General features: G+C 50.9%; 15 protein-coding genes. 9 read left to right on the forward strand and 6 right to left on the reverse strand.

Annotation, left to right across the window (positions count from 1 at the left end; all coding sequences use genetic code 11):
* The first annotated feature begins 22 nt into the window (after positions 1–22).
* The 4 genes from GGC63_RS14970 (at position 23) to GGC63_RS14985 (ending at position 2,806) form a co-directional block, all read left to right on the forward strand.
* The gene (locus GGC63_RS14970) at positions 23–274 is read left to right on the forward strand and encodes a hypothetical protein (RefSeq protein ID WP_192702990.1); all 252 of its coding nucleotides are present in this window, start codon (positions 23–25) and stop codon (positions 272–274) included.
* Between the two features lie 183 nt (positions 275–457).
* Positions 458–622 carry a hypothetical protein gene (locus tag GGC63_RS14975; protein WP_192702991.1) on the forward strand — a complete coding sequence of 55 codons (165 nt, stop codon included), beginning with the start codon at positions 458–460 and terminating at the stop codon, positions 620–622.
* A 91-nt stretch (positions 623–713) separates the two neighbouring features.
* Positions 714–1,388, forward strand: a complete 675-nt coding sequence (locus tag GGC63_RS14980; protein ID WP_079911171.1) for a response regulator transcription factor — start codon at positions 714–716, stop codon at positions 1,386–1,388.
* Positions 1,385–2,806: a sensor histidine kinase gene (locus tag GGC63_RS14985; RefSeq protein WP_225948232.1), complete on the forward strand. Its 1,422-nt coding sequence runs from the start codon at positions 1,385–1,387 to the stop codon at positions 2,804–2,806. The genes GGC63_RS14980 and GGC63_RS14985 overlap by 4 nt, the downstream gene beginning before the upstream one ends.
* A gap of 274 nt (positions 2,807–3,080) precedes the next feature.
* Here GGC63_RS14985 and GGC63_RS14990 read toward each other — a convergent pair whose 3' ends face one another.
* The 3 genes from GGC63_RS14990 to GGC63_RS15000 all read right to left on the reverse strand — a co-directional run bounded on the left by GGC63_RS14990 (position 3,081) and on the right by GGC63_RS15000 (position 6,480).
* A complete protein-coding gene (locus tag GGC63_RS14990) occupies positions 3,081–3,962 on the reverse strand; it encodes a carbohydrate ABC transporter permease (RefSeq protein WP_079911172.1) in 882 nt (293 codons plus the stop codon).
* Positions 3,963–3,983: 21 nt separating this feature from the next.
* A complete protein-coding gene (locus GGC63_RS14995) occupies positions 3,984–4,883 on the reverse strand; it encodes a carbohydrate ABC transporter permease (protein WP_079911173.1) in 900 nt (299 codons plus the stop codon).
* A 238-nt stretch (positions 4,884–5,121) separates the two neighbouring features.
* Complete coding sequence (locus GGC63_RS15000; RefSeq protein WP_192702992.1) at positions 5,122–6,480, reverse strand: ABC transporter substrate-binding protein; 1,359 nt, start codon at positions 6,478–6,480, stop codon at positions 5,122–5,124.
* A gap of 281 nt (positions 6,481–6,761) precedes the next feature.
* Between GGC63_RS15000 and GGC63_RS15005 the strand changes: the two genes are divergently transcribed.
* Entirely contained in the window at positions 6,762–7,121 is a 360-nt protein-coding gene (locus tag GGC63_RS15005; protein ID WP_192702993.1) for a group I truncated hemoglobin, read from the forward strand.
* Between the two features lie 89 nt (positions 7,122–7,210).
* On the opposite strand, the gene murI is transcribed toward GGC63_RS15005, so the two are convergent.
* Complete coding sequence (gene murI, locus GGC63_RS15010) at positions 7,211–7,978, reverse strand: glutamate racemase (protein ID WP_192702994.1); 768 nt, start codon at positions 7,976–7,978, stop codon at positions 7,211–7,213.
* Positions 7,979–8,179: 201 nt separating this feature from the next.
* Between murI and GGC63_RS15015 the strand changes: the two genes are divergently transcribed.
* Positions 8,180–9,307, forward strand: coding sequence for an FtsW/RodA/SpoVE family cell cycle protein (locus GGC63_RS15015; RefSeq protein ID WP_225948233.1), 1,128 nt, complete (start codon positions 8,180–8,182; stop codon positions 9,305–9,307).
* Positions 9,308–9,680: 373 nt separating this feature from the next.
* Here GGC63_RS15015 and GGC63_RS15020 read toward each other — a convergent pair whose 3' ends face one another.
* Together GGC63_RS15020 and GGC63_RS15025 are read right to left on the reverse strand one after the other, a co-directional pair.
* Complete coding sequence (locus tag GGC63_RS15020) at positions 9,681–11,303, reverse strand: response regulator (protein ID WP_192702995.1); 1,623 nt, start codon at positions 11,301–11,303, stop codon at positions 9,681–9,683.
* Positions 11,266–13,068: a sensor histidine kinase gene (locus GGC63_RS15025; protein WP_192702996.1), complete on the reverse strand. Its 1,803-nt coding sequence runs from the start codon at positions 13,066–13,068 to the stop codon at positions 11,266–11,268. Before GGC63_RS15025 ends, GGC63_RS15020 begins: the two co-directional genes overlap by 38 nt.
* A gap of 197 nt (positions 13,069–13,265) precedes the next feature.
* On the opposite strand from GGC63_RS15025, the gene GGC63_RS15030 reads away from it, so the two are divergent.
* The 3 genes from GGC63_RS15030 to GGC63_RS15040 are packed head-to-tail and all read left to right on the forward strand — an operon-like array spanning position 13,266 to position 17,019.
* Complete coding sequence (locus GGC63_RS15030; protein ID WP_192702997.1) at positions 13,266–14,807, forward strand: spore germination protein; 1,542 nt, start codon at positions 13,266–13,268, stop codon at positions 14,805–14,807.
* Entirely contained in the window at positions 14,804–15,904 is a 1,101-nt protein-coding gene (locus tag GGC63_RS15035) for a GerAB/ArcD/ProY family transporter (RefSeq protein WP_192702998.1), read from the forward strand. The genes GGC63_RS15030 and GGC63_RS15035 overlap by 4 nt, the downstream gene beginning before the upstream one ends.
* On the forward strand, positions 15,901–17,019 hold the full coding sequence (locus GGC63_RS15040; RefSeq protein ID WP_192702999.1) for a Ger(x)C family spore germination protein: 1,119 nt from the start codon (positions 15,901–15,903) through the stop codon (positions 17,017–17,019). The genes GGC63_RS15035 and GGC63_RS15040 overlap by 4 nt, the downstream gene beginning before the upstream one ends.
* Positions 17,020–17,044 lie beyond the last annotated feature (25 nt).

A 17,044-nucleotide genomic window follows, 5' to 3' on the forward strand; every position in this document is an offset into this window, starting at 1 on the left:
AACCATACGGAGGGGATTCGTAATGTCCTGGCAGCAAAGCATACATTACTTGATAGGTAAACCGGTCGGCGTCTCATTGACCAACGGGCAAGGGGTATCGGGGATTTTGTGCAGCGTCAGCGGCGGGGAGATATACCTTATGGAATATTTGTACCATACCCAATTCGCAACGAAGCATTACCCGCTCAGCCAGATTCAAAATATTCTCCCTTACCCGGCCTGTTATTCGGCCCAGCCCTCTTATCCGCCGTCCCGGCAAAGGCTTTACTATTAAAGCACGGTCTTCATCCTTCCAGCCTCATTTCATCTCGACTAAAAAAGGATTGCCTGCGCAACAGGGTAATCCTTTTTGCTTTGGGAACATATCCTCTTGGGCATCCAATACATTCCGTTTATATTCCGTTTAAAAAAGTTTCGTATTCTGTTCTTAGCAAAAAACAAAGGAGCGGATACGTGAATGTCGACTGCAAAACCAAGCCTGGAGCTGACTTTGACCGATTGGCTGCTCGGGCTGTTGCTGGCTGCTCTTGACCCTACGGTGTCAACGGCGAAGCCGACCATAATGAAAGATCCGGGTAAGGCGGGCCCGAAAGAGGCCCTCTCCTCTCCCGATCTCGCATAAACCGAGGAACTGATATATGATATTGCCAAGATTATTCCTTATCCCGTTCGAACCGTTGGTGGTTATTGCACAAAGGAGGCAGGCTGGGAAGATGGCCAAATTAATGATTGTCGATGACGATTCGCATATCCGCGAGCTGGTGCGGGTGTTTCTGAGCGGAGAGGGATTCGAGGTGATAGAAGCCTCGGACGGCGTAGAAGCGCTTGCCTTGCTGGAATCCGTTACTGTCGATATGGTAATTCTGGATATCATGATGCCGAATATGGACGGCTGGGAGCTGTGCCGCGAGCTAAGAGAGCATTACGAGCTCCCCCTTCTTATGCTCACGGCCAAAGGCGAAACGGCCCAGAAGGTCAAAGGATTCGAGCTCGGCACAGACGATTATTTGGTAAAGCCGTTCGATCCGCTGGAGCTGGTCGTCCGAGTGAAGGCGCTGCTCAAGCGATACCGCATCGCCTCCTCCCAGACCATCCAATTCGGCAAGCTGTCAATGAACCGCAAGACGTACGAGCTTATTGCAGACGGCGAGAGCATGACGCTGCCTTTAAAGGAATTTGAGCTGCTGTTCAAGCTGGGCAGCTATCCGGGCAAAACCTTCTCTCGCGAACAGCTTATCGAGCAGCTGTGGGGTTATGATTTTGAAGGCAATGAACGGACCGTGGACGTCCATATCAATCGGCTTCGCGAGAGGTTTCCGGAGGACCAATACGGCTTCAAGATTCATACGATCCGCGGGCTCGGCTATCGGCTGGAGGATCTATCATGAAACCGCGAAAAAAATTCGTCCTAAGCGTGGCTTTCGGCATGACACTCTTCCTCACCGTGTCCATTGCGCTGTGGACGATAGCTTCGCTGCTGACCGCTTATTATTACGATTGGCGCGGCAAGGAAGCCATATGGGACGAGATGCTGAGTGACGGGAGGACGATAGCCCTTCTCGCCGACAGTCATGCCGGCAATTGGGACGGCTTGATGGAAGAGCTCGCGGTCCTCAAGCAGGAGCGGCTCGTTCTCGTCGATGATTCGGGCCGCAAGCTGGAGTTTGGCGGAGCGCCGGCCGTTTTGTTCGCCTCGTCCCTCGATCGGACCGAGGTCGACCGGGTGCTGTCCGGCACCGAGATGAAGTATATGGAGCGCAAGAACATATTCCGGCCGGGTCTGGCTATCACCGGCCAACCCATCTCGATTGCAGGCCGTTCCTATGCCCTCTTTATCCAGGCGGATACGGAAAGCTTGTTTCATGATTACGGCAAGCAGCTCGTCACGGTCATCGTCGACTTGCTTCTGTTTCTCCTGCTTGCTTTGCTCGCATCCCCGAAGCGAAAGCAGCAGATGCTTTCTTTGAAACGAATGATCGATGCCATCCGGAAAATAGCCAAAGGGGACTTCAACGTCACCTTCGAAACGCGCAAGGACCATGGCCCATGGGGAGAGCTGGCGGAAAACCTGAACCACATGGCGGTCGAATTGAACCAGATCGAGCAGATGCGGCAGGAGTTTATCTCGAACGTCTCGCACGAGATTCAATCCCCGCTGACATCCATTACCGGCTTCGCCCGCGCCCTTCATAACGGGCGGCTGAGTGCCGACGAGCGGAGGCATTATCTTGAGATCATTGAGACCGAAAGCACCCGTCTGTCCAAGCTGAGCGATAATCTGCTCAAGCTGACCTCGCTCGAGTCGCGGCACCACCCGTTCGAGCCCAAGCCTTACCGGCTGGACAAACAGCTTCGCAGGCTCGTGCTTGCATGCGAGCCTCAATGGGTTAACAAGAACCTGGATATGGATGTATCTCTAGATGAGGTTGTTGTGGAAGCAGATGAAGATATGATGAGTCAGGTATGGGTGAATCTGATTAACAACAGCATCAAATTCACCCCGAAGGACGGCACGATCGGGATTCATTTGACCCGGCAGGATGGCGATGCCGTGATTCGCATATCGGATACGGGCATTGGCATTTCCCCGGAGGATCAGGAGCATATCTTCGAGCGCTTCTACAAAGCCGATAAGGCACGGCAGCGGTCAGCCGGAGGCAGTGGTCTCGGGCTCTCCATCGTCAAGAACATCATCGAGCGCCACCAGGGCTCTATCCAAGTGCACAGCCGTTTGGGCGAAGGCACAGCCTTTACCGTCAAGCTGCCGCTTAAGAACACTCGTGACGAAAAAAACGCTCTTTCCTAGAAAGCCTGGAAAGAGCGGCAGGTTGTTGAAAAACCCTGTTTTGCGTGAACTATGCTGCATATGGAGGTGGGGTATGCCCCGGAGGAGTTTACGTCCGCCTTTGAAACCCGTGAAAATACCGCTAAACCTGATCCAATTCACGGGTTTCAATAGCGGCTGGAGGGGCATGCCCCATCGGAGTATATTGGCAATAGTTCGAGCTCTATAGGTTTTTCAACAGACTCACGCTCTTTCCTAAAAAGCTTGGAAAGAGCGTTTTGCTGCAAGCATGGCTTTATCCTTTTAAGGAGCCTGCGGACATTTGCATAAACGATTTGTTCGCCAAGGCGTAGACGACCAGAATCGGCAGGATGGACAAACAGGCACCGGCCAGCATCAGGTTGAGCTGAGCGGCATCGCCTGTGCCGTAGCGCAGATTTGCAAGACCTACGGTCAACGGCTGCAGCTTCGGCGAGCTCATCGTGAAGACAAGCGGCAGGATATATTCGTTCCAGCCGTGACGGAAGGCAAACAGTGCCGATACGCCAAGACCTGGAGCCACGAGCGGTAGAACGATCCGCCAGTAGATGCGGAAGTACCCGCAGCCGTCCAGCATCGCCGCTTCATCCAATTCCTTCGGAATCCCTTGGAAGAACCCGAGCAGAATAAAGAAGGTCGAAGCATGGGCGGCAATAAGGATAATAACGACGCCCCACAGCGTTTTGTTCAAGCCGAGGGAAACCATGATATCGTATTGCGGACGAAGCACGACCGCACCGATCGAGATAAACATCGTAGCGGATTGAATGAACACGAACAGCTTTTTCCCCGGAAAAGGAAGCCGGTTCGCCGCGAAGGCCGCCATGGAAGCGACGATCAGCGTACCGATGGTGGACACAATACTGATAAACAAGCTGTTCCATGTAAAGGTGCTGAAATTCCCCTTTTTCCACGCAGTCAAGTAGTTGCTGAACTCCCATGTCTTAGGGAAGAACGTATCGCCTAAGTTAATTTCGATATTCGTTTTAAACGAGTTGATAATCGCCATAATAACTGGAAACACAGTCACGATAAGGACAATCAGCAAAAATGCCCAAAGGATGATTTGGCTTGTATATTTGCTGGCCTTGGACCGGCTTTTTTGCCCCGCATGTACGGTTGCAGGCGCGTTATTCATAGTCTTCGCTCCCTTCCCCTATTAATAAACCTTGTTAAGACGTTTGGAAATGTAGAAGTAGGCCGCCGTAATCAGACCGACGATCAAGGCCGTAACGAAACCTACCGCAGAACCGTAACCGAATTGCGGCTGTACGCCGGAGCCTGTCGATACCGGGAAGAACAGCTTGTACACGTACAAGAACATAACCTCCGTCTTGCCGACCGGACCGCCCTCGGTAAGTACCATGATGCTCTCATAGCCCTTCAGCGAGTTGATGATCGCGTACATAATAATAATTTGCAGTACAGGTCCGAGCATGGGAATCGTAATGTACCAGAACTTTTGAGCCTCGTTGGCTCCGTCCAGAGAAGCACTTTCGTATACATCGTTAGGAATGCTTTGCAGGCCCGCGATGAACAGGAGCATATAGTTCCCGAAGGCTCCCCAAGCCGCGATCAGAATCACCGTAAGCATCGCATGCTTTTGCCCGAGCCAGTCGATTGGCTGCGAAATGAGGTGAAGATTCAGCAGCATTTTATTCAATATGCCGTTGTAGGAGTTAAATACGATGAAGAAGACAACCGCCATAACCGCGGAGCTGATAACCGTCGGCATAAAATAGACCGCCCGCAAAAACTGGCGACCCCGGATCGCCCGGTTTAAGATAACAGCAAGAATCAAGGACAACGGCAGCGTGATGAGCAGCTTGCCTCCCGCATAAATAAAGGTGTTCCACACCGAATCCCAATACAATTGGTCGTGCATCAGCTGCTTGAAATTATCGAGTCCGATAAACACTTCTTTCCCGTACCCCTTATAGTCGTAAAACATATACCGGATAGCCCATCCGATCGGATATACGGAGAAAATAAGCGTAAGGAGCAGACTCGGGAGTACGAATACGGCAGATATCCCTAACAGTCTGGATTTTTTGGTCATCATGTTCCCTCCTGAGAGTTTCGTCGGAGACGAAACTTACTTCGTAAGCATAAGCTGAGTTTCACCGAAGGTGAAACTTACTTCGTAAGCATTACTGAGTTTCGTCGGAGACGAAACTTGCTTCGTAAGCGTAAGCTGAGTTTCACCGAAGGTGAAACTTACTTCGTAAGCATTGACTTTGGCAAAAAGAAGGGGACCCATCAAGATAAGGTCCCGCCTCTCAACAAACCAGCCTGATTTACTTCAATTTCATAGGATCGAAGTTCGGATCCGGATTCACTTTCACGTCGCCGGCTTTCACCGCTTTATCCAGAGCATCGTTGTAGCGCTTGCTCAGGTCGGCAATAATGCCGTCCAGGTCGCCGCTGCCGTCCAAGATGTATTTCCAGAACGCATCCGCATATTTCAAGCCTTGCAGCGAGCTGTCTACGTTCGGTTTGATAGGCCAGATGGCATCGGATTTGTTAGGAACGAAATCTTTATATCCATAGATATCCGGAGTTTTCATTTTTTCCGCAACGGATTGCAGCACTGGCATACCAAGACCTGTTTCTGCATATTTCACCAGGTTCTCTTCGCTGTACATGTAGTTCACGAACTTCCATGCCGCTTCTTTATTCTTGGAGCTGCTGCTGATAGCGAGCCATTGAGCTCCGTTCATCCCGTTAAGACCTTTGATGGTACCGTCAATGGATGGTACCGGTGCTGCAGCCCATTTGATTTTGGTAGGGAATTGAGTCTGGTACACGCCGATTTCCGCAGAGTAGGACAAGTACATCCCGATTTTACCTGCGGCAAATTGCGCGCGCAGCGGGTCGATATCCATCGATTCCACGCCTGGCAGCATGCTTCCGTCATCCTTCATTTTCTTGAATGCGGAGATAACCTCTTTATAGCCTGCAAAATCGTATTTGCCTGTTTTGAAGTTGTAGCCGTCTACGCCGTAGCCGCTAACTTGGAGAATGTTACGTACGGAACGCTCCATAGCGCTTGTAGGGTTTTTGAAGTTCTCGGCAAAGCCATAGATGCCGTCCTTTTTACCCATGTCCGTAATTTTCTTGGCCGCATCCACCATTTCCTGAAGCGTTTTCGGCGGGTTCGCGATGCCGGCCTTTTCGAACAGCTCTTGGTTATACACGAGACGAATCGTTGTTCCGTAGTTAGGCAGCGTGTAGATTTTGCCGTCATACATGTTGGCGCTGTCACGAAGCGTGCCTTCAAAACGTTTTTTCATATCATCCTTCATGAACGAATCGAGCGGTTCGAAGTATTGCTTGCGAGCCATGTTCACGAAATCAAATTTGGCATTCAGAATATCAGGAGCTTGTCCGCTGGCATAAGCCAGATCGACGGATTGAACGTAGTTCTCCGACATCACGCTCATTTCCACTTCGATATCCGGGTTATCCGTATTGAACTTTTCTACAAGACCTTTAATATAATCCGCATCATGACGGTCTGCTGTCCAGAATGTCAGTTTCGTTTTGCCGCCGCTGCTGGCTCCTCCGCCATTAGCGCCGTCCTCCTTGTTTCCGCAAGCCGCTGCCGTAAAGGCTAATGACAAGCAAAGCAAGGCTGCCATTGATTTTTTTACCATGGTGTAACCCTCCTGTTCAAATCATAGGTTTCTCTTATGAATATAGGATATGCGATTTTTGTCGAAAATGGAGTGCGGTGAAACGATGACAAAGGGATAAAATCCGACGATGGACCTAGATCGATATTTTCTCCCTTTGGTTTGCTGTGAAATAACGCGGATAAAGCATGGACTAACCGCTCATGATAAATGGGCTGAGGCCAGGTTATCCTATAGATCAGCCAGTCCTAATAATGCTAGAATTGGTAAGTACATAATGAATAACCGGGAGGTACTGCCAGGTGACAACCACACTTTATGAACAATTAGGCGGAGAAGACGCGATTTCCAAGGTCGTAGACGAATTTTACAACCGAATTTTGGCCGATGATTCGATCAACTCCTTCTTCACCAAAACCGATATGGAAAAGCAGCGGAAGCATCAGGCGAAGTTTATCAGCTTTGCGTTGGGCGGTCCGAATCAATACTCCGGCAAGTCTATGGAAAAAGCCCATGAAGGAATGAACCTTCAACCGGAGCACTTCAATGCCGTGGTCGGCCATCTTCATGATGCGCTTGCCCATTTTGGCGTCGGCGAGGAAAAAATCGATGAAGTATTGACCCATGTAGCCACGCTTAAGGACAGTATTCTTTATAAGTAGCCGCATGCCGCATGCCGCATGCCAAAAAGCAAAGCCCTTAGCCTTCCCCACACAGGGAAAAGACTAAGGGCTTTCCATTTTATTCCCGTTTACAGCATTTCCAGCAGCCGATGATATTGGGACAATAAGACCCCGTCCTCAACCTTTACACCGGAAGTATAAAAGGTGACCTGACCTGTTCCATCCCCGGTTTGGCCGCTTGCTTCCAGCACCCTTTTCAAATGCTTCACCGTACCGACGCTCCCGTCCATCAGCACCACATCGTCCGGAAACAGCTTCCTGATGGCTGCTTTAAAGAAAGGAAAATGCGTACAGCCCAGAACGACCGTACCGTACTGCTTCAGGTCAAACGGAGTGAGCTGATCCTCCAGATAACGGATGACGTCATCCTCCTGAAATTGATACCTCTCGGCAAACTGGACCAGATTCGGCAGCGGCAGCTTGTCGACAATGGCATGGCTGTCAATCCGATCCACCAGGTCATGGAACTTCTTCTCCTTGAGCGTTAGCGAGGTGGCCAGCACCAGCACCCTTTTGCCCATAGCTTCGCTAGCTTGCACAGCCGGCTTGACCGCAGGCTCGATGCCAAGCACCGGAAACGCATACTTCGCCCTTAGGTCCTCCACCGCTACGCTGGTTGCTGTATTGCAGGCGATCACAACCGCCTTCACTCCTTGCCGGGCAATAAAATCTACCGCTTCGAATATATATCGTTTGACTTCTTCCTTCGGCTTCTCGCCATATGGAACGTTCTGTGTATCCGCGTAATAAATATAATCTTCATTAGGCAGCTGCTTCAACGCCTGGTGAAGTACCGTGACTCCACCGATACCTGAGTCAAAAATGCCGATTTTCAAGACATTCACTCTTTCCTGTCACAAGTTCTTATTCTATGGTTTCGGCTTCGAACAGCCTTTTCCTTCAGCCCGCGGGCTACCCGCGTAAAAATGTATAATCGCTTCATAATATGTTACACTGAATAAACCGTCCTTACTAATTTATCCGTTTCAGGAGATCGCTGGTTACCAGCAAGCAGCAAAAGGAGATTTGCAACAGCCATGATTCGTAATATCAAAAAACTGGACTATCACATACTCATTCTTCTTTTCTTGTTCATGATCATCAGCACCCTGCTCATTAAGAGCGCCACCACGTATGATGAACAGTATCATAATCTTTATATCAAAAATATGATCAATTACGCCATAGGCTTCGTGGTGCTCATCGTGACCGCGCTGTGGGATTACCGCTTGGTCGTCAAGATGTCGTACTACATCTATGGCATTGCCTTGCTCCTGCTGGTTGCCGTCTATAAGCTGGGCAGCAAAATTAACGGAGCTACAGGCTGGTTCGAGCTGCCGTTCGGGTTTAACTTTCAGCCGGCTGAGCTGATGAAAATCGTACTGATCCTATCTATTGTAAAGCTGCTTGAGAAAAAAAACTATGACCCTCTGCAAATCACCCGCGATGTCGTTCCTATGGCTTTGATGACTCTAATTCCCTTCATTCTGGTACTGAAGCAGCCGGATCTCGGAAATGCCGTCATTTATTTGGTTATTCTTTTCGCCATGCTGTGGATGGGGAATATGAAATACAGGCACATGCTTCTCCTGATTCTCCTCATCGCGGCTTCTCTGATTGCGTTTGTCTACAGCTATATTCATTATCATGATTCGATAGAGCGGTATTTGCTGGACAAGAAGCTCGGTCACTGGTCGGAAAGGATCGACACGTATTTAATGCCGGATCAAGCCTCGGACGATGCAGCCTATCATGTCAAAAAAACGATTACCGCCATCGGCTCGGGCCAACTGAGCGGAGAAGGCTTCATGCAGGGCAGCTCCAAGAACCGCGGACGCATTCCGTTCGCGTACTCCGATTCCATCTTCGCCGTCATCGGAGAGGAATTCGGCTTTATCGGCTGCTCGGCACTCATTGCCCTCTATCTGATCCTGATCAGCAGGCTGCTGTTCATGAACACCGGCTCTGCTTATATAGCAGGAATTATGGCGGTAGGCGTGTCCGCCGTCCTCCTGTTTCAAATCTTCGAGAACATCGGGATGCTCATGGGCCTGATGCCGTTGACGGGGATAACGCTGCCCTTCATCAGCTACGGAGGCACCTCGATAATTATCAATATGTTCTCTATCGGTCTTATCCTTAGTGCTCAGATTCATAGAGATTAAGGCGCAGCCCTCTAATTAATGTAGAAGGCTGCGACGGTTGTGAAGCTAAGCGTTTGAAATATCGCCAACAAATCCGGTGAGGTATCCCCCTCCGGCCGCTGTTGAAGCCCGTGAAGCATGATTAACTATAGCGGTAACTTCACGGACTTCAAAGGCGGACGTAAACTCCTCCGAGGTATACCTCACCTCCTTATTTAGCGAATTTCACACCAAACAAGGCATCACAACAATCCACGCCCTCTAAATCTTCTAGAGGGCTTTTTGGGGGATAGGCAAGCGCCAGCTTATCGGAGCACGGCGCCTACCTATCGATGTGCATCCTCCGATGAACGCGGGCTGCGCCATTCGCCCAAAGCATCGGCACACGTTTGCCTCAAGTTTCCGCAAGCCCTGCGCTCTGACGAAATTCCGAAGGCGTCATCCCCGTCACTTTCTTGAACACGTCGCTGAAGTAGCGACGCTCTTCGTATCCCAGCGCGGAAGCCACCTCCTGGATCTGCTTGTTCTGAAGCAGCATCTCCTTCGCCTTGTCCATCCGCATAGCAGTGACATACTGGCTGAAGCTCATCCCGGTCACCTTCTTGAACAGATTGGCGAAATAGCTCCCGCTCAAATGCACCTGCGAAGCGCAATGGGCCACGGTCAGCTCTGCAGACAGATGCTGCTTGATATAGGCTATCGCCTGCTCAATGATCAAGTGTGCCTGCGAAGCGCTGCGCTCCTCCACGATGCTGCAGCCCCGCTCGCAAATTTGCTTCAGCAGCCCGTAAATATCGTGAACGGTACGACCGCTGCTCGCCTCCATTTCCTGCAGCAGCTCCTCCAGAGGCTCGATATCCTCATAGGAAAGCTTCTCGAGCAGCACCCGCACCAGCATGTTGGCAAATCCATGGAGCAGCAAGGCCAGATACCGCGGCTGCGGCCGCGGTTGAAAGTGAACTAGCTCCTCGTACACCTCTTCGAGTATGACGAGCGTCCGCTCCCTGTTGCCCGACAGCAGCGCAAAGGCAATGTCCTGCACCCGGTCCGCCGGATATTTGGGGAGCCGCTGCTTGTCCTCTATCACGTCGCCGTAGCATACGACGCCATTGCCGCCGGTGTAGAAATGGTACGACATAGCCGTGGTCGCCTGCTGATACGACAGCGGCAGCTCATGGATTCTGCTTACCCGACTGCCGACCCCGATGGAGACCGTGTACTTGGCGTAACGGGCGATATGATCACAGCAGCGTTCCGCCAGTGCGGACGGACTTTCCGCCTCGTATTCGTTATGGATGACTACGAACCTTCCGTCCGAATCGCGAAAGACCACGCCTTTGGTATAGGCATGGATCGTTTCCTCCAATATATTTTGCATAGTGAACCGCAGCAGCTCGATTTCGCTGACCGGCCAATCCTTGCTCAGCTCCTGGAACCGGTCGATCTCGAGCACCATGACGACGAAGTTCTCCCGGTCCAGTCCGACCTGGAGAAAATCCCATCGTTCACGAATTTTGTTCTCATGAGCTTTGTGATGAATGAGCAAATTGAAAAACTCCTGCCGCAGCACCGGCAAGCTCTCCTTCACCCGCCGCTCCATTTCCTGAATATTGGATTGCTGCCGCTTCAGTTCCAAGACCGCCAGCCGCGCCTTCTGTACCGTCTCGACGATGTCCTCCAGCGAGAACGGCTTGGTCACGAAATCAAAGGCGCCAAGCCGAACGGCCTCCTGAGCATATTCGAAATCGCTGTAGCCGCTGATCAGGATGATCTTGCATTGCGGCAGCGCTTCGACAATAGCGCGCGTCATCGTCAGCCCGTCCATCTTCGGCATCCGGATATCGGTCACGATGATATCCGGCTTTTCCTGCAAAGCCAGCTTCAAGCCGTCTTCGCCATTGAGACAGGCTCCCGCAATGGCAATGCCGTATTGCTCCCACGAGATCCCGTTAACAAGTCCGTCTACAACGTCCTTGATATCATCTATAACGATCATTCTGATCATCGTCGAATCCATCGTCTGCCCCTCCTCTGTCCCAAGGTATCCTCAAGGTTACGATCGTTCCCAAGCCCGGCGTGCTGTGGATCGTCATGCTCGCTTCGTCCTCATAATACAGCTTGAGACGCTCGACAATGTTATGAAGCGCGTAGCTGTCCGACGATTCGGCGGCCTGTCGTATCGCGCGCAGCTGCTCCTCGTCCATGCCGTGGCCGTTATCTTCGATAATGAATATCAGGTGATCTTCCACTGGCTCCAGCCTCACTATAATGAGGCCCCCGGTCTGCTTGTCCTTGAAGCCATGAAGGATCGAATTTTCGACCAGCGGCTGAAGCAGCACCTTCAATATCGAATGCTGTTGAATGTCCTCGTCCTGCGGAGCTTCGATCCGATATTCAAACAAATTCTCGTAGCATCTCTGCTGAAGCGACAAATATTGCTCCACGTGCAACAATTCTTTCTTGATTGTTGTCAGTTCTTTGCCGTTATTCAGACCCAGCTGGAACATCCGCGACAACGACATGACCATCCGGCCGACCTCATCCGATTTTTTTAGCTGTGTCTTCCAATAAATGGTGTTCAATGTGTTGTATAGAAAATGCGGGTCAATCTGCGCCTGCAGCGCCTTGATTTCCGCCTTGTGCTTGTCCTTTTCCACCCGGTGGTTCGCCTCAATTAATTGTGCGATCTGCTCCAGCATCCGGTTGAACTGCTTGCCTACCTGGGCCACCTCATCATTACCCCCGCTTTCGAAGCGTACGCCCAAGTCGTTATCCCCCGCGCGCCGCATCAGCTTTTGAAGCTTGGTCAGCGGATTCGCCAGCAGCGTACTTAAGGCGTTGGACACAAGAAAGCCTATGATAATGCAGACAATCATGACGAGCAAGGTTGCCCATTTGATGCCGTTCGCCTGGCTCATCAGCTCATCGGTCGGTTTAACGCTGATGTAGGTCCACTTGTTGTCGACGGTGGATTTGACGAAGTTCACCAAGTACGTCTCGCCTTGAAAGGCATAATTAAAAGCTCCCTGCGCCTTGGACCCGATTCGCTCCCGGAACTCCGGCTCTTTGAGCATATCCCCGTACAGATACGGCTTTTGCATGAATACCGGCGTTCCATCTTCCTTCATGATCGTAACGCCTTCACGCCATTCGTTAATATTATCGGTTAAAAAATGAAGCAGTCCGTCCTCCCTCAAATTCACAATAATATAGGATTCGGGGACCACAAAGCTTGAAATCGCGTTGATGACCAGAGATAAAACCGGAACCTCCCCGGCGAAAAAGGGGTCTTTATGCCCCGCAATCCATATCGCATGCCGCTCCTCCCGGATTCTGTCGTACATCGACGTGTCGACAAAATGATTCTGCGCTTGTCTTGGCGCATCCGCAGGGTAAAAGTCGCCTATCGGCGTTGTAAGCAGCACCGATTGCATCAGCGGTTCATTCAGCCTCAGCTGCATAAACGGCGTTTGCAAAGCCGCATAATGAGCAAAATAGTTCGAATTATTTCCCGTAACGACATCTTTCATCGCCTGCTCATAGGAGCTGCTGATCACCAGCGTCATTAGGGACAGAGCAACATGGTTCAGCTTCTCATCGAATGCTTGGGAAGATTTATTCAATGCATCCTGACTCAGCTTCAGGGCGTTGTCCTGTACAACCTTCGCTGAGATTTGGTAAGTGGTCCACCCTACGGTCAGGACGGATAAAATAATCATCAAGGCAAAGGCAATACGAAGCCGATGCTTGAACGGGTATTTATGTAAAAAATGACGAATCAAATCCGGTTCGTTCCCTTCCTGCAGTCACTCCGGCCTTCTTTCCCTAGGCCAAGTTTATGCTATAAATCATACCACGCTCGTGTCGGATTGCAAAAACAAGCCTGATGCAGCCTGGCCGGATAAATGAGCGATTTCCGCATAAATTTTTCATCCCATGCCATATTAAACAATAAATGAAGGATCGGAATGGAGTCATCATGAGCTTTCTTCACTGGTTGAAATGGAAAAGTCCTCAGAATCCGTCGGCCCATCCAACGTACGAGAAGCTGACTGGCACCATAAGCCCCTCGCTGGCAGCAAATATAGCGGAGCTCAGCGCTCTCTTCTGTCTGGCTCCCGATCTTGTCATCCGTCATCTTGTCGTCCAATCGACAGGTGACGAAGCGGCGCTCGTATACTTGAACGGGCTTAGCGACAAAAACTCCATTAACAATAATGTGATCCGTTCGCTTCAGACGGGAACATCCGGCGGAAGCTCCGGCTCATCCCCGGCCGTCACTATTGGATACATTATGAAGCTGACGCGTTGGGAGGACATTGAACAGGCTCTTTTCCAAGGCTACAGTATTCTGTTTACGGAAGGGCTGACGGAGGTTCAAACCTTCGACACCCAAGGCTGGCCGCAGCGGTCCATCGAAGACCCTCAGATAGAGGCTTCCCTGAAGGGGGCTCACCAGGGATTTGTAGAAACGGGAACCCAGAATATCGCCATGATTCGCCGGTATATTCCGAACCGTGAGCTCAAAATAAGGGAAATTACGGTTGGCCGAAGAGGCAGAACAACCTTATCCATTCTCTATTTGGCCGATGTCGCCCATCCGGAGGTTCTGAAGGAGCTGGAAGACCGCATTCGGAGGCTGGATGTAGACGCGATATTGAACACCGGGGAGCTGGAAGGGTTCATAGAAGACAACCCGTACTCTCCTTTCCCCCAGTTCTTATCGACGGAGCGTCCGGACGCCGCGGCTTCCCAAATATTGCAGGGCAGGTTCGCCGTTGTCGTCGATCGCTCTCCAAGCGTGCTGATCGGCCCTACTACCTTTACGTCCTTCTTTCAAAGCTTGGACGATTACAGTACGCGCTGGCTCCTTGCCACGTTTATCCGGCTTCTGCGTTTCGTCGGCTTCCTCGTCGCCGCCTTTCTGCCCGCTCTGTACATCGCGGCCATTTCATTTAATTACGAGGTCATACCGATAAAGCTGATCTTATCGATCGGGGAATCCCGGGAGCGGGTTCCTTTTCCCCCTATCGTGGAAGCTTTACTGATGGAAATTACGCTGGAGATGCTGCGGGAGGCCGGGATTCGGCTGCCTTCGCCGATCGGGCAAACCGTAGGCATCGTCGGAGGTATCGTCATAGGCCAGGCCGCCGTACAGGCCGGCATTGTAAGCAACGTTATGGTTATCGTTGTGGCGGCGACGGCGATCGCTTCATTCATTATCCCGAATTACGATATGGCTTCCGCCATTCGTTTGATCCGATTCCCCATAATGATCATTGCCTCCATGTTCGGCATTGTCGGAATCGTTATCGGGTTAATGACTCTCATCGCCCATCTCATTTCTCTCGAATCGCTCGGTACTCCCTATGGAAGCCCGCTCGCTCCGATGCGTTTCGCAGATTGGAAGGATACGTTTATTCGGGTGCCGCTTTGGAAAATGACCAAACGTCCGGTGAGCGCGCGGCCTGTGCAGGATAAGCGGCTGGGCCCCAATCACCCTAGAGGTGACGGCAAATGAAGAAATACCAATACAACGAAATCACCCTGATGCAGTATATCTTTTTCATTCATGGTACTCAGCTGGGGAGCGGTCAGTTAGCTCTCCCCCGCTTGTTGGCCGAAAAGGCCGGCGTCAGCGGATGGATATCGCTTCTGATGGGCTGGTTCGGGTCCGTAGCCGTCAGCCTACTCATCGTCTCTATCATGAAAAGATACCCTGATGGAGCCTTTCCCGATTTGCTGGTACATTATTTCGGCAAAACTATCGGCAAAATAGCGGTATTGATGATGACGATATTTTACGCCTTTTCCAGCCTGACCAGCATTACCTCAACGGGTTTGATGATTCAGCAGTGGATCCTCCCCCATACACCGCTGTACGTTTTAATCATTTTGTTCTCGATACCGACGTATCTGATCGCCCGTAACGGTCTTCGGGTCATAAGCCGGTACACAGAGCTGATTTTTTTTCTGACGATAGGGATGGTCTTCTTCATGGTGGCCCCGTTAAAGAACGGGCACCCGCTGCATCTTCTGCCGATCCTTGGAGAAGGATGGGGCCCCTTGCTTCAGGGTGCCCTGGTTACGGTATTTTCGTTCCTTGGCTTCGATTCCGCCCTGATCGCGTATCCCTTTCTGCAAAAAAAACAAGCTGCCGCTGCAGGGATTATTATAGCCAACACCTTATCGATGCTCGTTTTTCTAATTACTGTGCTATCCTGCTTTGTTTTCTTCAGTCCGGATGAAATCACGTACTATCAACAGCCTACCCTCGATTTGCTGAAGGTGGTCGAATTCCGATTTGTCGAGCGGCTGGAGATTGTATTCTTGTCCGGATTTTTGACCGTCATTTCCGCGACATGGATCACTCTGATGTACAATACCGTCTTTTGCACCAGCTGGCTTCTAGGCAAACAAGATCATCAAAACCACGTGCTCGTCCTGCTGGTCCTAATCATCCTGTCGGCTTATTTCCTCGATCCTTCTACGAATCAACTGGAGGATTGGTATAGCTTGTTGAACAAAACGGGCTTTCTGTACGCCTTTGTCATGCCGGTAGGCTTGTGGCTGTACCTGAGGGGAAAAGAGCTGTCTCAAGGAAGGAGACGCCCATGAGGAAGCCCATCCAATTGGCGGTAATCATCGCCCTGCTCGCTGCCCTTCTTACCGGCTGCAGAGACCGGCACAATCTGGAGGATCTTACCGTCATCCTTATGCTAGGGATCGATGTAGACGGCAATAACAACCTGGTGTTCTATGAATCAAGCCCAGTCTTTAATAAAGAAGCGAAGGACAAGGAAGAGGAGTATGGAGTCAAGGTCGCCACGTTTCATGAAGCCAGGGAAGTGTTCGATGCCATGGTTACGGCCCTGACGGTGGAAGGGAAGGTCCAAATCATCTTGCTCAGCCATCGGCTTCTGAAAAGAGGGGACTGGTTCCCGCTTTTCGATACGTTTTACCGTGATACCAAGAACAGCCTGTCGCCGAAGGTAGTTGCCGTTGACGGACCCGTCTCGGACATTATCCACTTCACTCCGAAAGATAAGCCGCTGCTTCCCATGTTTATTACAAGCCTTATCGAGCAAAACCATCGGCGCAATATTACGGTAAGTACAAACCTGCTGGATTTGCACCGGCAAATGACCGATAGGGGGATGACCCCCTTTATTTCGGAAATCAAGAAAAATAAGGAGGTTGAGCTTACCGGGACGACCTTGCTGCAAAAGGATGGAAAGTACGCCGACTCGCTTAATTTGCAGCAAACCACGCTCCTGCGCATTCTTCAACAGCATCGGCGCGGGGAGCAGACCGTTACCCTTTCCATTCCCGCCGGTCAAAAAAAGGGACCCATTGAACAAAACAAGCTGAGCTTCCTCATTCAGCATCTTTCCAATAAAACGAAAACGGCTTACGAACAGGGACGCTTTCGTTTTGATACCCAGGTCAATATGACGGTTACACTGACGGAGCGGCTCTTTCCCTATAACATGAGAACCGAAAGCCGCAAGCTGGAGCAAATGATGGAGAAGGAGCTGCAAAAGCAGCTGCAAAATCTCATTAAAAAAATGCAAAAGCATAAAGCCGACCCTGTAGGCTACGGTGACTTGGCCAGAGCTTATCAATATCAAGCTTGGTCCAAGTTCGGACAGCAGTGGGGCGAAGCCTGGTCCAAGGCTGAAGTGAATGTATCGGTCAAGGTAAAAATCAAAAGCAGCGGCCCCATCCTTTGAGGCCCAAAGACATATAGTAGAAGGA

The organism is Paenibacillus sp. OAS669, from assembly GCF_014873645.1.
GTDB lineage: Bacteria > Bacillota > Bacilli > Paenibacillales > NBRC-103111 > Paenibacillus_S > Paenibacillus_S vulneris.

Coding starts and splice junctions, on each gene's coding strand:
- GGC63_RS14970 (WP_192702990.1), top strand. CDS start 23: ATGTCCTGGCAGCAAAGCATACATTACTTGATAGGTAAACCGGTCGGC.
- GGC63_RS14975 (WP_192702991.1), top strand. CDS start 458: ATGTCGACTGCAAAACCAAGCCTGGAGCTGACTTTGACCGATTGGCTG.
- GGC63_RS14980 (WP_079911171.1), top strand. CDS start 714: ATGGCCAAATTAATGATTGTCGATGACGATTCGCATATCCGCGAGCTG.
- GGC63_RS14985 (WP_225948232.1), top strand. CDS start 1,385: ATGAAACCGCGAAAAAAATTCGTCCTAAGCGTGGCTTTCGGCATGACA.
- GGC63_RS14990 (WP_079911172.1), bottom strand. CDS start 3,962: ATGAATAACGCGCCTGCAACCGTACATGCGGGGCAAAAAAGCCGGTCC.
- GGC63_RS14995 (WP_079911173.1), bottom strand. CDS start 4,883: ATGACCAAAAAATCCAGACTGTTAGGGATATCTGCCGTATTCGTACTC.
- GGC63_RS15000 (WP_192702992.1), bottom strand. CDS start 6,480: ATGGTAAAAAAATCAATGGCAGCCTTGCTTTGCTTGTCATTAGCCTTT.
- GGC63_RS15015 (WP_225948233.1), top strand. CDS start 8,180: ATGATTCGTAATATCAAAAAACTGGACTATCACATACTCATTCTTCTT.
- GGC63_RS15020 (WP_192702995.1), bottom strand. CDS start 11,303: ATGGATTCGACGATGATCAGAATGATCGTTATAGATGATATCAAGGAC.
- GGC63_RS15030 (WP_192702997.1), top strand. CDS start 13,266: ATGAGCTTTCTTCACTGGTTGAAATGGAAAAGTCCTCAGAATCCGTCG.
- GGC63_RS15035 (WP_192702998.1), top strand. CDS start 14,804: ATGAAGAAATACCAATACAACGAAATCACCCTGATGCAGTATATCTTT.
- GGC63_RS15040 (WP_192702999.1), top strand. CDS start 15,901: ATGAGGAAGCCCATCCAATTGGCGGTAATCATCGCCCTGCTCGCTGCC.